14 protein-coding genes are annotated in these 14,852 nt (G+C 63.7%); 2 read left to right on the top strand and 12 right to left on the bottom strand.

The features are described from left to right. Positions 1 to 33: 33 nt before the first annotated feature. From ASC92_RS05765 to iaaH, 6 genes are all read right to left on the bottom strand, one after another. On the bottom strand, positions 34 to 930 hold the full coding sequence (locus ASC92_RS05765) for a LysR family transcriptional regulator (RefSeq protein WP_056511467.1): 897 nt from the start codon (positions 928 to 930) through the stop codon (positions 34 to 36). A 59-nt stretch (positions 931 to 989) separates the two neighbouring features. Beyond that, entirely contained in the window at positions 990 to 1,685 is a 696-nt protein-coding gene (locus tag ASC92_RS05760) for an ABC transporter ATP-binding protein (RefSeq protein ID WP_056511464.1), read from the bottom strand. Then, entirely contained in the window at positions 1,682 to 3,400 is a 1,719-nt protein-coding gene (locus tag ASC92_RS05755) for an ABC transporter permease subunit (protein ID WP_235505674.1), read from the bottom strand. Before ASC92_RS05755 ends, ASC92_RS05760 begins: the two co-directional genes overlap by 4 nt. Positions 3,401 to 3,470: 70 nt before the next feature. Continuing rightward, entirely contained in the window at positions 3,471 to 4,325 is an 855-nt protein-coding gene (locus ASC92_RS05750) for a branched-chain amino acid ABC transporter permease (protein ID WP_056511460.1), read from the bottom strand. A gap of 7 nt (positions 4,326 to 4,332) precedes the next feature. Further along, positions 4,333 to 5,481, bottom strand: coding sequence for a substrate-binding domain-containing protein (locus ASC92_RS05745; protein ID WP_056511457.1), 1,149 nt, complete (start codon positions 5,479 to 5,481; stop codon positions 4,333 to 4,335). Between the two features lie 72 nt (positions 5,482 to 5,553). Beyond that, positions 5,554 to 6,960: an indoleacetamide hydrolase gene (iaaH, locus tag ASC92_RS05740; RefSeq protein ID WP_056511456.1), complete on the bottom strand. Its 1,407-nt coding sequence runs from the start codon at positions 6,958 to 6,960 to the stop codon at positions 5,554 to 5,556. A 165-nt stretch (positions 6,961 to 7,125) separates the two neighbouring features. On the opposite strand from iaaH, the gene ASC92_RS05735 reads away from it, so the two are divergent. Further along, the gene (locus ASC92_RS05735; protein ID WP_056511451.1) at positions 7,126 to 7,914 is read left to right on the top strand and encodes a helix-turn-helix transcriptional regulator; all 789 of its coding nucleotides are present in this window, start codon (positions 7,126 to 7,128) and stop codon (positions 7,912 to 7,914) included. Positions 7,915 to 8,009: 95 nt separating this feature from the next. Here ASC92_RS05735 and ASC92_RS05730 read toward each other — a convergent pair whose 3' ends face one another. From ASC92_RS05730 to ASC92_RS05710, 6 genes are all read right to left on the bottom strand, one after another. Beyond that, positions 8,010 to 9,020 (bottom strand): LysR family transcriptional regulator, encoded by a 1,011-nt coding sequence (locus ASC92_RS05730; protein ID WP_082519483.1) that lies wholly within the window; start codon positions 9,018 to 9,020, stop codon positions 8,010 to 8,012. 287 nt (positions 9,021 to 9,307) lie between these two features. Next, complete coding sequence (locus ASC92_RS27885) at positions 9,308 to 9,745, bottom strand: DoxX family protein (protein ID WP_082519482.1); 438 nt, start codon at positions 9,743 to 9,745, stop codon at positions 9,308 to 9,310. A 218-nt stretch (positions 9,746 to 9,963) separates the two neighbouring features. Further along, entirely contained in the window at positions 9,964 to 10,401 is a 438-nt protein-coding gene (locus ASC92_RS05725) for a winged helix-turn-helix transcriptional regulator (protein WP_056511448.1), read from the bottom strand. Between the two features lie 119 nt (positions 10,402 to 10,520). Continuing rightward, complete coding sequence (locus tag ASC92_RS05720) at positions 10,521 to 11,276, bottom strand: cytochrome b561 domain-containing protein (protein ID WP_056511446.1); 756 nt, start codon at positions 11,274 to 11,276, stop codon at positions 10,521 to 10,523. A gap of 8 nt (positions 11,277 to 11,284) precedes the next feature. Beyond that, the gene (locus tag ASC92_RS05715) at positions 11,285 to 12,739 is read right to left on the bottom strand and encodes a sulfatase-like hydrolase/transferase (protein WP_056511443.1); all 1,455 of its coding nucleotides are present in this window, start codon (positions 12,737 to 12,739) and stop codon (positions 11,285 to 11,287) included. Further along, positions 12,739 to 13,722, bottom strand: coding sequence for a Bug family tripartite tricarboxylate transporter substrate binding protein (locus tag ASC92_RS05710; RefSeq protein WP_082519481.1), 984 nt, complete (start codon positions 13,720 to 13,722; stop codon positions 12,739 to 12,741). The genes ASC92_RS05715 and ASC92_RS05710 overlap by 1 nt, the downstream gene beginning before the upstream one ends. A 126-nt stretch (positions 13,723 to 13,848) precedes the next feature. On the opposite strand from ASC92_RS05710, the gene ASC92_RS05705 reads away from it, so the two are divergent. Then, positions 13,849 to 14,781 (top strand): LysR family transcriptional regulator, encoded by a 933-nt coding sequence (locus ASC92_RS05705; protein WP_056511440.1) that lies wholly within the window; start codon positions 13,849 to 13,851, stop codon positions 14,779 to 14,781. Positions 14,782 to 14,852: the final 71 nt, after the last annotated feature.

Below are 14,852 nucleotides of genomic sequence, written 5' to 3'. Positions count from 1 at the left end.
TCGTGAAAAGGCGCTGCCCGCTGCCGGCGCCTTTCACAGCCCCTTGAGCGTGCTCACGATCTCGGAAACCAGCCAACGATGCGCCGCGCTGTATTCGTGCCGCGCGTGCCAGTGCGCCTGCACCAGGAAGTCGGGTAGCGGCACGGGCAGCGCAAGCGCCTTCAGCCCGCCCTGGTGCACGTAGAGGCTGGCCACGCGCGAAGGCAGCAGCACCAGCAGGTCGCTTTGCGACAGCAGTTGCGGCAGCACGGTGAACTGCGGCACGCGTGCGACGATGTTGCGGTGGATGCCCCGCTCGGCAAGCGCGTCCTCGATCAGGAAGTGGCCCGAACGCGGCGACGACACCATCACGTGGCGCGCCGCGGAGAATGCCTCCAGGCTCATGCTGTCGCCGATGTTCGGATGGTTGGCCGACATCAGACACACGTAGTGTTCGCGGAACAGCAGCGCACTGTGCACCGGCGAGCCCAGCGAAGGGATGTTGCCGATGGCCATATCCAACCGCCCGGTCGACAGGTCTTCGCCCAGCGCTTCCGAGATCTGCACGATGTCGATCTCGATGCGCGGCGCCACTTCCTGGAAGCGGCGCAGCAGCGGCGGCACGAAATACAGCACGCCGATGTCCGACATCGCCAGGCGGAAGCGCCGCGTGGAGCGCTGCGGGTCGAAGGCGGTGTTCTGCTCGAGGGTGCCCTCGACGGCGGTGAGCGCCTCGCGGAATCGCTGGAACAGCTGCTCGGCCATACCGGTGGGCACCAGGCCGTCGCTTCCGCGCGAGAACAGGCGGTCGACGTAGGCCTTGCGCAGCTTGGCCAGCCCGTAGCTCACGGTCGATTGCGTGACGTCGAGCCGCTCGGCCGCATGGGTCACGCTGCGCGTTTCGTAGATCGCGACGAACACGCGAACAAGATTCAGGTCGAGGTGGCTCATGGGTCTTGCCGGTGGGCGAGGCTGGAATGTGCCACAAGGCCACATGCGGCGGCTTCAGGTCAAACCACCATGTGCTGCTCCAGCGTTTCGCGCGGCAAGTCGGCGGCGACGCCCGACAGCGAGCATTCACCGTGGTCGATAGCCAGGATGTCGTCGGCCACGGCGAGCAGGAACTCGAGGTTCTGCTCGACGATGACAAACGCAGCGCCCGAGGCCTTGCGCGCGCGCACCAACACGGCCATGCGCTCGATGTTCTCGGGCTGCACGCCTTCGGTCGGCTCGTCGAGGATGCTCAGTCCCGCGCCCAGCCCGATGGTGCGCGTGAACGACAGCAGCTTGCGCTCGCCGCCGCTGAGCGAACCAGCGCGCTGCTGCATCCGCTCGGCCAGGCGCGGGAACGCCTCGAGGCAGGCCGCATAGCGCGTGCTGTCGCGTGAGCGCAGGTGCAGCCACAGGTTCTCGCCGACGCTGAGGTCACCGAAGACCACATCCTCCTGCGGTGCATAGGCCATGCCTGCCGCCAAGCGCTCCTGCGGCGGCACGCGTGCGAGGTCGCTGCCGCTGAGCAGCACGCGGCCACTGCGCAGTGGCAGGAAACCAGTCAGCGCACGCATCAACGTTGTCTTGCCGACGCCGTTGCGTCCCAGCACGCCGAGCACGCGGCCCGGCGCCACACCACCGCTCAGGCCTCGCAGCACCATGGTGTCGCCGTAGCCGCAGACCACGTCGGTGAATTCAAGCAGCCGCGCGCTCATTTGCGTGCTCCCGCATAGACGGCGCGTACCGCCGGGTCGGCCTGGATATGCGCGAGCGGACCGCGCGCCAGCAGCTTGCCCTGGTGCAGCACGTAGACCTCGCCGCCGATGGACGCCACGGCGCTGATGTCGTGCTCGATGACCAGCGCGGCCGCGCCGAGCCGGTGGGTGGCGATTTTGATCGCGTCGATCATGTGATGCGTCTCTCCGGGGGACAGGCCCGCGCACGGTTCGTCGAGCAGCACCAGGCGCGGCTGCGGCAACATCGTCATGATGAATTCGAGCGCCTGCCGCTCGCCTTGCGACAGGCTGCCCGCCGGTGCATGCAACTGGCGCGCCAGCGCGGGAAAAAGATCGAGCAGTTCGCCGCGAAGCGGGCTGTCCCAACCGAGCGCCTCGCGGCGCAACGAGGCGGCGGGCCGCAGGCGACCGGCCCACAGGGCCACGTCGAGGTTCTGGCTCACGCTCAGGCCCGGGAACACCGAAGGAATCTGCAGCTTGCGGCCCACGCCCCGGCGCGCCACGCGCCACGCGGTGGCACCCGAGATGTCCTCGCCGTCCAGCAGGATGCGCCCGGCGCGCAGCGGCAACCGCCCAGTCATCACGTTGAAGGCCGAGGTCTTGCCCGCGCCGTTGGGGCCGATCACACAGCGCAGGCCGCCGCCGCGCAGGTCGAAGTCCAGCCCGTCGAGGATGCGCACGCCGCCCTGCGACGAGGCGACCTGCTCGAAGGCCAGGCTCACCTCTCCCTCGGGCATGCGCACCGGCGATGCCGGCATGCGGGGATGCTCGGCCTGCAGCGGCTCGTCGCGCCGGCCGAGGACCATAAGGCTGGCAAGGCCGGCCAGCCCTTGCGGCAGGAAGCGAACCACCACGATGAAGATCGCGCCGACCAGCACCTCCCAGTAGGCGAAGTGATCGCGCAACTCCGACGAGGCATAGCCGACGAACACCGCGCCCAGCAAGGCACCGAGCGGGCTGGCCTTGCCACCGACCGCGGCCCAGATGACGAACTCGGTCGACAGCACGAAGCCCATGGTCAGCGGCGTGACGATGCCCTGGTGCATGGCAAACAACAGGCCGGCCAGCGCGGCGAGCATCGCGGAGAGAGCGAAGGCCACCGCCTTGATGCGGTCGGTGGCGTAGCCGAACAGCTGCAGGCGCTCCTCGTTCTGCGCCAGCGCGCTCCACAGCAGGCCGAGCGGCCGGCGCAGCAAGCCGCCCAGCAGCAGCGTGGTGCACAGCGCGCACGCGGCCACCACCCAGTAGAAGGTGCTGTAGCGCTCGGTGCCGGGCAGCTCGGGGATGTCGGCCATGCCGTTGAAGCCACCCGTGACCGCGCTCCACTGCTGCGCCGCGAGGAAGCCGAGCATCGTCATAGCCAGCGTGATGAGCGAGAAAAATGGCCCGCTGCGGTGACTGCGCGCGAACACCAGGCGCGCCGTCAGGTAGGCCAGCGCCGCCGGCAGCAACAACGCCAGCGGCAAGGCCGCGTACCACCCCGGTTGCTGCTGCGCCGCCTTGAGCGTGCCGCCGGCCAGGTAGGCGCCCAGGCCGAAGAACAATGCATGCCCCAACGGCAGGAAGCCAAGCCGCCCCCAGCACAGCGCCACCCCCTGCGTGGCGATGCCGTAGATGAGGAACAGCGCGATCTGGTAGGCAATGAAGTCGTTCGACACGAACGGCAGCGCCACCAGCGCTACACCGAGCAACAAGGGGGCAGTGCCGGGCAAGCGCCGGCGCCGCACTGCGGGTTTCACGGCCGGCATGGGCGCCGGTGATGCATTAACGGCGTCCAAAGAGTCCATTCGGTTTCAACCAGAGAAAAAGGATCGAAAGAATCAGCACCACCGCGTAGCCGCTGGTCTGGCCCGCAATGCTGCTGACGACGGACTGCGTGCCGCCGATGACGCTCACGCCGCCGCCGAAGCCGCCGAGCGTGCCCAACCCGCCCACCACCAGCACGAAGAAGGAATCGAGCAGGTAGTCGACGCCGATGCCGGGCTCGATGCGCACCAGCGGCGCCAGCAGCACGCCGGCCGCACCGGCCAGTACCACGCCGATGACGAAGGTCTGCGAGGCCAACCGGCGCGTGTCGATGCCCAGTGCCCGCGCCAGCACGGGGTTGCCCGTCATCGCGCGCACGCGCAACCCCATGGTGCTGCGCCGGTACCACAGCGCAAGCGCGACCATCAGCACGGCAGCCAGCGCGATCAGCGCAAGCCGATAGCCGGGGTACTGGACATCGCCGAGCGAGACCGGCGAGCCCAGCGTGCTCTCGATGTTGCGGTAGTCGCGCCCGTACACCGCCTCGACGGTCTTGCGCATCACCATCGCGAGCCCCCATGTCGCGAGCAGCGTGTCGAACGGCCGTGCGTAGAGCGGGCGAATCAGCCAGCGCTCCACCGCATAGCCGAGCACGCCGCACACGATCATGGCTAACGGCATGGCGGTGGCGATCGGCCAGCCCCACGACTGCACGGTGACGACCGCGTAGGCGCCCAGCATCACGAATTCTCCGTGCGCCATGTTCATGACGCCGAGCAGGCCGAACACCACGGCCAGGCCGAGCGTGGTGAGGCCCAGCGTCGCCAGCGCGTAGGCGAGGTTCAGCGCATGCAGGAGCCAACTGGTGTCCATGGCGCCGTCACGCCTTGCAGATCTGGCCCGAAGCGACGCGCGGGAAGGTCTTGACCACGCGGAAGCCCTTCTCGCCCACATCGGCAAGGTAGATGTCCTGCTCGACGTGACGAGCGTGCATGGTCACCGCACCACGCGGGCCGTTGTAGCTCGCGCCTTCGCTGGCCTGCTCCATCTTCGCGACTTCGAGCGACTTGGCGCGTGCGGCGATGGCCTCGAACATGAGGAAACCTTCGTAGGCCGACTCGGCCAGTCCGTTGAGGGCGGGCGCCTGGGCGCCGAAACGCTTGAAGTACGCGTCGGAAAATGCCTTGGCCGCCGGCGTCTCGACGTTGGCGAAATACCCAGCGCTCGAGTACAGGTTTCGCGCGTTGGCCAAGCCAATGCCGGCCAGCGTGTTTTCCTCGATCAGGCTGCCCAGGCGGATGGCCTTGTCGGCCAGGCCGAAGCTTGCGAAGGCCTTGTTGAAGGTGACCGACGCGCCGCCCACCAGCGACACGAGCACGGCATCGGCGCCGCTGTCGCGGATACGCGCAAGGCTGGAATCGAAGTTGTCGGCGGTGAACGGCAGGTACTCGTCACCGACGACCTGCGCGCCGGTCTTCAGGATGTACTCGCGCGCCGTTGCGTTGGTGTTGCGGCCCCAGATGTAGTCGTTACCGATCATGTACCACTTCTTTGGCTTGCGTTCGGCGGCCAGCCACGGGATGACCGGTGCCAACTGCTGCTGCGGCGTCTCGCCGTTCATGTAGGTGCCGCGCGCGCACTCACCGCCTTCATAGACCGGCGTGTAGAAGTACGGCACCTGTCCCTTAAAAAGGCCCACGAGAGCGCCGCGCACCGCGCTATCGTGCATGCCGATCACCGCCTGCGCGCCCTGCCCCTTCCAGAGCTTGAGCGCGGTCTGCGAAGCTTCCGCTGGCGGCAGCCCTGCATCGCCGAACAGCACGTTGATGTTGCGCCCGAGAATGCCGCCGCGCGCGTTGATAGTCTGCACCGCCAGCTCGGTGCAGGCCTTGCCGGAAGGGCCGAACAGCCCGGCAGGGCCGCTCATGGGCAGCATGACCGCCACGTTGAGTGGCGACGCCGCGCGCACGCCGGTGGAACTGACGGCTGCCGCGGCGGCGATGCCGTGAATAAAGGTACGACGGTCCATATGAACTCCTGGGTTGGGTGACGGCAAATCGGTTGATGGAAACTGGGTGAAAGGAGAAAGGGCGAACGGCGCTCAGCGCATCCACGGCGCGGACGCGACCCTCGGCAGAACGGCTTCGACTGCCAGGGCCAGCGACAGCAGGCCGCGGTCGCTATTCGCTGCCCCGTCGAGTGCCAGCCCCACGGGCAAGCCACCCGCGAGGCCAGCCGGCAGCGTGACGCCTGGAATGCCGGCGTTGCTGCCGGGGTCGGTGTTGCGGATGAAGGTCGGGAAGGTCGGGCAGTCGCGCCCGTTGAGCTTCACCGTTTCATCGTGACCAATGGGGGCTGCGGTCAGCGGCGTGGTCGGGAACACCAGTGCACGAATGCCGTGCGCGGCGAAAGCCTCTGCGTACACGGCCTGCAATTCACGCCGAGTCTGCAGGGCCTGAAGGTAGACCGCCGCGGGTACCGCGCCGTCGCCGATCAGCGGCCGCACGATTGCGGCCACGTCCGGGCTGCCGACGGCCTCGACCAGACTGGCCAGGTCGACGCCGCGTTCCGCGCTGCGCAGGTAGTCGGCCATGTCGCGCACGAACTCATACAGCGCAATCGGAAAGCCCGCAGCCTCGTTGAAAGCCGCGAGCGCCGGCAGCGGCACCTCGACGAACTGCGCGCCTGCGGCACGCAGCCGGTCGACCGCGTCCTGGGCTACGTCGCGCACGCCGGCTTCGAGATCGTCCCAGAAACCCGGCCCCGGAATACCCAGCCGCACACCCTGCAACGATGCCGCCACCACTGGCTGTATGCTTCCGGTGAGCACCCTGTCGAGCAGCGCGCAGTCTTCCACGCTGCGCGCAATAGGCCCAGCCGTGTCGCGCGTCAGTGAAATCGGCGCAATGCCGCGACCCGACACCCGACCCACCGTGGGCCGCAGCCCGACCAGCCCGCACAGAGCAGCCGGCACGCGAACCGAACCGCCGGTGTCGGTGCCAATGGCGGCCGGCACCAGGCCCGCAGCCACCACCACACCGGAACCGCCGCTGCTGCCGCCCGGAATGCGTTCCGGATTCCACGGATTGCGCGAGGCACCGGTCACGTCGTTGCGCGTGGTGATGCCCAGCGCCAGCTCGTGCATGTTCGCTTTACCGGCGATCAATGCACCGGCCTCGCGCAGCCGCTGCACCAGTTCCGCATCGCGCGCCGGATGCAAGCCCAGCAGGGCCCGCGTCCCGGCCGAGCACGGTAGCCCGGCAGCATCGATGTTGTCCTTCAGCGCAACCGGGACCCCTAGCAGCGGCAGGTCTTCGCCGGCCGCGATGCGCGCGTCGGCATCGCGCGCCTGGGCGCGCAGGGCTTCGGCGTCGAACGCAACATAGCCATTGAGTGCGGCTTGCGCTTCGGTGCGGGCGATGAGCGCCTCGGCGAGTTCGGTGCTGGTCAGCGACCCGGCCCGGAATGCGCGCCGCAGGCCCGCGACGCCAAGTTCAGTGATATGCATGGACTTCCTCTATCGATGGACACGGAATGCTAAGAAGCACGGCGCGCACGCACACCTAGCACCATTGATAGGGGGATCTACGGGTCGGCACCGATTGGCAAACCACCCATGCCGACTAGCATCGGAATCCCGCAAACCTTGCACGATCTTTGCTTCCCTGAAGCCATGTATCTCTCCACCACCCAGACTCGCTCATTGGCCGGCGTCATGCGCCTGCTGGTCGAAGCGGATGACGCCGATGCGTTGCGCAACGATCTGGCGCTCCCCATCCTCGACCTGATGCGCGCCGACACCTATGTATCGTTCGCTTGGGACGGTGAGGCGCAGCGCTTCGCGCGCGTAAAAGCGCTCAACATGTCGCCAGACAACCTGCGCAACTGGGACGAGTACTACCGCTTCATCGATCCGCTCACGGTTCCGATGATGACGCGCCGGCATCCAACGCTGGCGACGCAGATCCTTTGCCAACAGGACCTTTCGCGCACCGAGTTTTTCAACGACTTCCTCTCGCGCGACCGCATGCATTGGGGTGTGAACGTGTACGTGTTCGCCGACGGCGACTGCACGGGCGACATGCGCATCTGGCGTCACCGCGAACGGGGCAACTTCGACGCAAACGATATCGAGGTGCTGCGGATGGTGGAGCCTGTATTCGCCGCGGCGTTGGGCCGGCTGCGCTGGCAGGCGCAGGGCGCGTCGACGGCAGTGATCCGCGAGGGCGTGAGCGAACTGCTGCAGCGCAAGTCGTCATTGAGCCGACGCGAAGCCGAAGCCGCATCGCTGGTTCTTTCGGGCTGCCCGGACAAGCTCATCGCCAAGCAGATGGAAGTGGGACTGCCGACTGTGCGCTTTCATCTTGGCAACGCTTTTCGCAAGCTGCACGTCGACAATCGGACGCAACTCGCAGCCCGGGTGCAAGCATTGGCCGGTGATTCCCAAAGCCTGCACGCTTAGTTCTCAAACGACCCACTTGAATCGCCATCGTAGGCGCCGAGACACCAAACTACTGCGCTAACTACTTGAATAGAAGTTGATCGGACTGCTGCGAGTCAGATTTTCACGCAGTCTCGCAATCCGTACTGCGTGCGAGGCAGAACGATTGGCGCGCGACCTGCACCAACCTGGATCTTTGGCGCTTCAGATGAACAGGAAGTGGTCCCACCCCATTCCTGCTGCCCAAGCTTCTTCACCGCCATGTCGATGAATGCTGATACCGCTTGCGGGAGTTGCTGACGGCTCGTGTAGATAACGCTCAGGCCGCGTCCGGCCCGCTTGTATCGCGGCAAGACGGGGATCAGATTGCCCGATTCCACGTCGCCCACCGCGATGATCGACGGCAGGGCGGCAATGCCGAGCCCGGCGCACGCGGCCTGGCGAAGCACATCCTGGGAGTTGCTGATGAAGCGCCCCTTTACCTTGACGTCTTCCTCGTCGCCATCGGGACCCTCCAGGCGCCAAGTGGCGAAGTTACCGGCGTCCGGCGGCGTGATCACGCAATGATGTTCCGGCAGTTCCCGCAGCGTATTGGGTTCCCCATGCCTCGCGAGATAGGACGGGCTGGCAAAGAGCCCGCCATAGTTGGCAAATATTTTCCGCGCAACATAGCTGGAATCGGCAAGAGGTCCTCCGCGAAACGCGATATCGATGCGCTCATCGATCAGGTCGGCCACGCGGTCGCTGAGCACGAACTCCAGCTTTACCAGCGGATGCTCGTCCAGGAACGCGTTGACCCATTCCATCTTGAAGAACTTAAAGAAGCTGGCCGGCGCCGCCACCCGCACCACGCCGCTCGGCTCCTGGCTCTCGGTCACCTGCCGCAAACCAGCCCCCATCAACTCCAGGACCGCAGGGCTGCACCGCTCCTTGAAAGCCAAGCCCGCACCCGTCAGCGTCAGCTTTCGCGTGGAGCGCTGCATCAGCCGTGTGCCCAATTGCACCTCCAACTGTTGGATGCGCCGGCTGACAGTGGCCGACGGCACCCGCAAACGTCGTGAGGCCTCAGCGAAGCTGCCGCAACCCGCAACCTCCACAAACATCGCTACATCATTGAGATCAAGCACCGGAGTCTTTCTTTAGAGAGGGGAATGCCATCCGTTCGTGGCGTTTGAAGCGTTTTCTTGTGGTGCAGATCGCTGCCTTTCACCAATTTCTTCCGTCGAAGCAATGCCACCAACGTAGTCCAAAGTACGGCAGGGTTGATCATGGCGACCCGACAAGGGGTAGTCGACGCACCCGAGCGAGATTGATGCAGCCCCTGCCGCGATCAATCAATTCATCTGCTACTGCTTGTGATGTTGAGCAGGCAGTTCAAGGGTGTTACACGGCACCGTTCTCGGCGAAGCCGACATCAGGTGCTACTACGGGCCTGAAACGGGATTTTTTTCGATCGCCCCCAAAGAACGAAGGCACAAAAAACAATGAGGACCGCATTAAACGGTAATGCAGGAAACTCGCCTCTCGAAGCATGAAAAATCACAGCGCAAATTTGCAAAACTACGAGGCCGAGCGCCGCGAGAACTGTAAGACGCGGTTTGATGCGGGTAAGCGCGGGCAGAAGCACTCCGATGCCGCCCGCAAGATCGATAGCACCCAAGAAACGAACAATCCCCGCTGGTAGTTCTCCCGTCCAGGGCCACATAGCTGCAAGCTGGTTTATGGGGGTCATGAGCTTCATTCCCCCCGCCCAAACGAAGAACAAGGCGACGATCAGTTGAGCTACCCAAAGGGTGATATTGAGTGCGCGGCTAGATGATTTCGTTCGGAGAACGGCTTTCGATTCGGACATTCGGATTCTTTCTTGAGTTTGACGCGTCACCAATAGGGTCACACTGTCGAGTGCTCCCTAGACGCATAGGTGCTGCAATTCGCAGCACAAAGCAATTCTCAAGATTGAGCGAAGATCCGCAAGAAGGCACACATGTGATACCGAGTGCTTGGTCAGGAAGCTCCCTACTCGATGGCAGCTTCAACAGGATGTGCTCCCCGCCTCGACGAACCCGAACGTCAGTTACCGATGTGCGATATGCGGTGAAACCGGTGATCGGCGAAGCTAACCGGCGTCTTCACATCCACCTCCGACCGCTCATCAAAGATCTGTCGGGACAACTCAATTTCAACACGATGTTCTTGCGCCCACTGTGCGAGAGCCGTCAGCGGCACGAGCAGCAATCTCCCTCGCGCGGTCAGAGCGTACTCAACTGAGGGCGGATTGGTTGGGTACTGCGTCCGCGTGACAAGGCCGTCACGTTCCAGTCCGCGAAGTGTCAGGGTCAACATCCGTTGAGAAATTCCGTCCATGGTGCGACGGATCTGATTGAAGCGCATTGGTTCTCCATTCAATGCACCAACTATCAGAATAGTCCATCGATCCCCGATACGCCCCAAGATTTCACTCAGGGCACGGCAGTCTTCTGGATCCTCTTCGCCGTTCTCACGCAACATGCTGAACCTTTGTCAATGGCTGTTGAAATTGAATCATAGTGCCGCGACTCTCGTGCGCCATCGTTCCGCCTGTGCAGCGCCCGTGCCGCAGTCAGGCGCCCTTCGAAGGGATTTTCAGATCAAGAAGCGTTGCTCGCGTCCGATCTCACACGCCGAATGCCGCAACCGATCGGGCGGACCGCGGCACCGGGAAGTTCGGGATCGGGGCCCCAGATCGCTTGGTAGGTGTCGAGGCAGCCTCTCTCGGATTGCAGATACCAGACTACAGCCGAGAGCAGCACCCACCACCCCGCCAGGCCCAGCCACATCCAACGCGGCGCATCCACCACCCACAGCCCCAACAGCACCGTTATCCAAACCAGCATGAGCATGGTATAGCCCAACGCCTTGTGTACGCGCTCGAAGGCGACGCGACGGGGTGTCATATCGTAATGGTCGCCGCAGAGATCCAGCACCGTTCCGTCGGTGCCCAGGCGAGGTGCGCTCGGACCGCCCTTTGTCCCGCGCAGATGTCCGCCCAGTACCTGTAGCAGTCCTAGGCTGAAGATGGACCACCCTAGCCATCCGTGGAGGTTGCGCGCAGTTCCCGCGTAACGGTCCCCTTGCCAAACAAGAGCGACGGCGACGCAGCCAAGGATGACCGCACCATAGTTAAGTGCCCGGTGGCTATGCCACCAGAACTTGTTGTCGAGTTCCCGAGGCCAATCCTGCCTCGGCACGACCTTGAAGTAGCGCGCCAACAAGATCGCCAGCGGCACAGCAACTCCCCACGCGAGGACCATCAATCGTCCGTGCCACGAAATCCTTGCGCCAATGGCATGGTCGAGCGCACCGCTGAGCGGCGATGCCAGCCAGGTCAGAAGGCCGTCGAGCATGTCGTCTCTTAAGCTTGGTTGCCGATCAACTTCACTTCTTCGCCGGGAATCGGTGTGTAGCTGCTGCCACCACGGGCAAGGATTTTCCGCGAGCCACCGTTCGCCTCGATCAAAGCTTGCTGGTCCCGCTTGGCCTGCCGATCCGTGATCTCGGGGTCGCAAATACTCTGAAGGAGCACACGGAACTCCGCCAGCACTCCAGATGATTCAGGATTGCCAGCCAGATCCTGCATCTCTTCCGGGTCCGCTTCCAAATCGAACAATTCGGGAGCGAAGCCGGTGTAGTGAATGTATTTGTACCGTCCTTGGCGCAGCATGAAGGAAGCGCTGACACCTCCCGCTGCGTGATACTCGCTGAACACGGCGCGACTCGCGTCGTATGGCGCATCCGCGATGTCGAAAAAGGAACGCCCCGGCAGATCGCGCGATACGTGTTGTTCGGCTCCCACAGCCTGAAGAATCGAAGGGAAGAAATCGACATGAGACACAGGTGTCCGCACTCGGCGGCCACGGTCGATGTCAGGGCCGCACGCAAGCATCGGTACCGCCGCCGACTCTTCGTACATGGTCGACTTGCCCCACAGGGCTCGGGATCCCAGGTTGTCGCCGTGGTCGGACACGAACACAACGCGCGTGTTGTGTGCCAGGCCAGTTTCTTCCAATGCGTAAAGGATCTTGCCGACGTTCGAATCAAGAAACGAACACAGGGCGTAGTACGAAGCTATCGCGATTCGGCGCTGCTCGTCGCTTTCGAAGTGGGAATCGAAGCGGTAGCAGTCGTTCCAGGCCTTGATCCACGGATGGAATGGAACGCGCTTGCTGGGCAGCTCGATATCGCGCGCCGAGTACATCTCGTAGAACTCGGGCGGCGCAATCAATGGCGAGTGCGGCGCAATAAAGGACGTGTACAGCACCCACGGCATTTCGTGCTTGGTTCGTGCAGCGCCGTATAGCCATTGCACCGTCTTTTCTGCAATATCACGGTCGTACCGGGTGTAGCTGGTTTCCCCCGGGCCGATGCTGCGCGCCAGGTCAGCCGACTGGTGGCGCACGGGCAGCGGATCGCGGATCAACCCGTACAGATCGCCGACCCCGGCTTCGATGTGCATCGGAATAATCTGCTCCGTGAAGCCACCGTCTATCGCATCGCCGGTGTAGTGAAGTTTTCCGATCGAAGTAACGACATGACCGCTTTCACGCAAGACGTGCGCCCAGCTCGGCATGCTGCCGTCATAAGCAATCGCATTGTCCCAACACCGGTTGTCGTGCACATACCGCCCGGTGGCGAAGGCCGCTCGTGCGGGCACGCAGATCGGCGAACTCGAGTATGCGTTGTCGTAGACCGTGCCGCCTGCGGCCAAGCGGTCCAGGTTGGGCGTTTTCACGGCGGGATGGCCGTTGTAGCCGAGCACCTTCTTGTTGTGCTCGTCGTCCATGATGATCAAGAGGTTCTGCGCCTGCATCACTCCACCTTCAGCTTGTTCTCGGTAACGAACTTGGACCACCGCGCCGTCTCGGCGGCAATGACACTCTCCAATTGCTTGCCGGTGCCAGGAGCGGGTGCTGCCCCCATCTTGGCAAACTGATCAGCCAGAGCTCGGGACGCAAGCGCCTTTTGCAAAGCCGCGTCCAGCGCAGAGCGCACTGCGGGGGGAATGCCGGCTGGTGCCAGAAGCGCGTGCCAGTTGTCTATATCGAAGCCTTTCAGCTCGGCTTCTGTGGCTGACGGTACATCGGGCATCGCCGGGGAACGCTTCGAAAGCGTGACGAAGATGGGCGTCACCTTCTTTCCGGATGCCAACGAAGCCGCCACCGGAATACCCGCAAACGCAAACTGCACTTCCCCGGACACGACGGCTGTCATGGCCGCACCGCCGCTCTTGTATGGCACGTGCATCATCGAAACCCCGAGCTGGCGCTGCAAGAGCACGCCTGCGAGATGCTGCGGACCGCCAATGCCCGGCGATGCGAAGCTCATCGGCGTGCCCTGCTTGACCTTCGCAGCGAGCTGCTGGTACGTATTGACCTGAAGTCCGGGCGTCGTTACAAGCACCAGTGGCACCGACGCGACCATGCCGATCGGCGTGAAACTTTTCACTGGGTCGTACTTGACGGGATAGAACGATGGCGCGAGAGAGACGTTGGATACGGTTCCCATCAAGATCGTATAGCCATCAGGCGGCGCACCAGCCACAAAGTTGGCACCGATGGTGCCTGCCGCACCAGCCTTGTTCTCTACGATGACAGATTGACCAAGCAGCGGGCCCAATTCGTGCGCAACTAGACGAGCCAGCACGTCAGGGGCACTGCCTGCCTCGGAACCGACGACGATCTTGATCGGGCGGTTCGGGAAATTTTCCTGGGCACCTACCGTGCCGGCACTCAGCGCGAACGTCGCGGCGATCAGCAACGCACGGCGAGAGTGAAGATACCCATGCAAGCTCATTTTTTGTCTCCTGCTTTCGTTGTCGGGCCGGGAACTGAAAATCCTCGCCGCTGATGGATCATCGACATCAGACTCATTCCCGTAAAATGAATTTGTCTTATCAATCCATATCCCCTGGATATCAGCATGCGCACTCCTCAGGTGGCACAAGTCCTCAACCGCTTGCGGATGCGCCAGGTGGCGTTGCTGCTGGCAATCGACGAATGCGGAACCCTCAGTGCGGCGGCCAAGGCGATCGGCATGACGCAGCCGGCTGCCACCAAGATGCTGGGCGAACTTGAGGAGACACTGGGGCAAAAGCTTTTCGCACGCGTCGGACGCCTTCTGCGGATCAACGAAGCGGGTGAGCGAGCTCTTTTGAGCTTCAGGGGCGTACGCGGGACACTGGAGCTGCTTCAACGTGAGCTTTACGAACTGCAACTTGGCCACGCCGGTCGCCTGTCGATCGGCAGCATCATGGCCGCCTCGCCGACGTATCTCACGCTGGCGCTAGCCAAGCTCAAGAAGCAACTGCCATTGGTCTCGGTCGAGGTTGAGGTCGGCACCAGTGACCGGCTGATGGAGCAACTGGACGAAGGCGGTCTGGATGTGGTGATCGGGCGGATACCCGGTGCGGCCAGCGGCTACCATTTTTTGCCGCTGTCGGAGGAGCCAATCTCGCTGGTCTGCGCGCCCGGTCATCCCTTGGCAAAGGCTCGCAGCCTACGCTTTGAACGTCTGCTGCAATACCCGTGGGTGCTGCAGCCGGAAGGCACGCCTATGCATGACGCCATCATTCAAGAATTTCAGGCGCACCACACCTCCCTACCCCCTGGACTGTTGGAAACGTCTTCGACGCTCATCACGGTTCATCTGGTAAGCCGCACGGAGATGATCGCGGCGCTGCCGCAGTCGGTCGCCAAGGGCTTTCAGAAGCACAGGATGCTGGACTTGCTGCGCTATGAGTTGCGCAATCGCTTGGCTTCCTACGGAAGCATCACCCGAGCGGATCGGCCGGTATCCATCCAAGCGGAGCACTTCCTACGGCTACTGCACGAGGGCGGCTCCGACGCGTGGTAGCAACATCCTAAGATCTGACGGATTGCAGAGCGAGAATAGCCGTCCATTCGACCCAACCAGCAAATCGCTTC

The sequence above is a fragment of the Variovorax sp. Root411 genome (genome assembly GCF_001425205.1).
GTDB lineage: Bacteria > Pseudomonadota > Gammaproteobacteria > Burkholderiales > Burkholderiaceae_C > Variovorax.
This window is presented reverse-complemented; position numbering and strand designations above follow the sequence as displayed.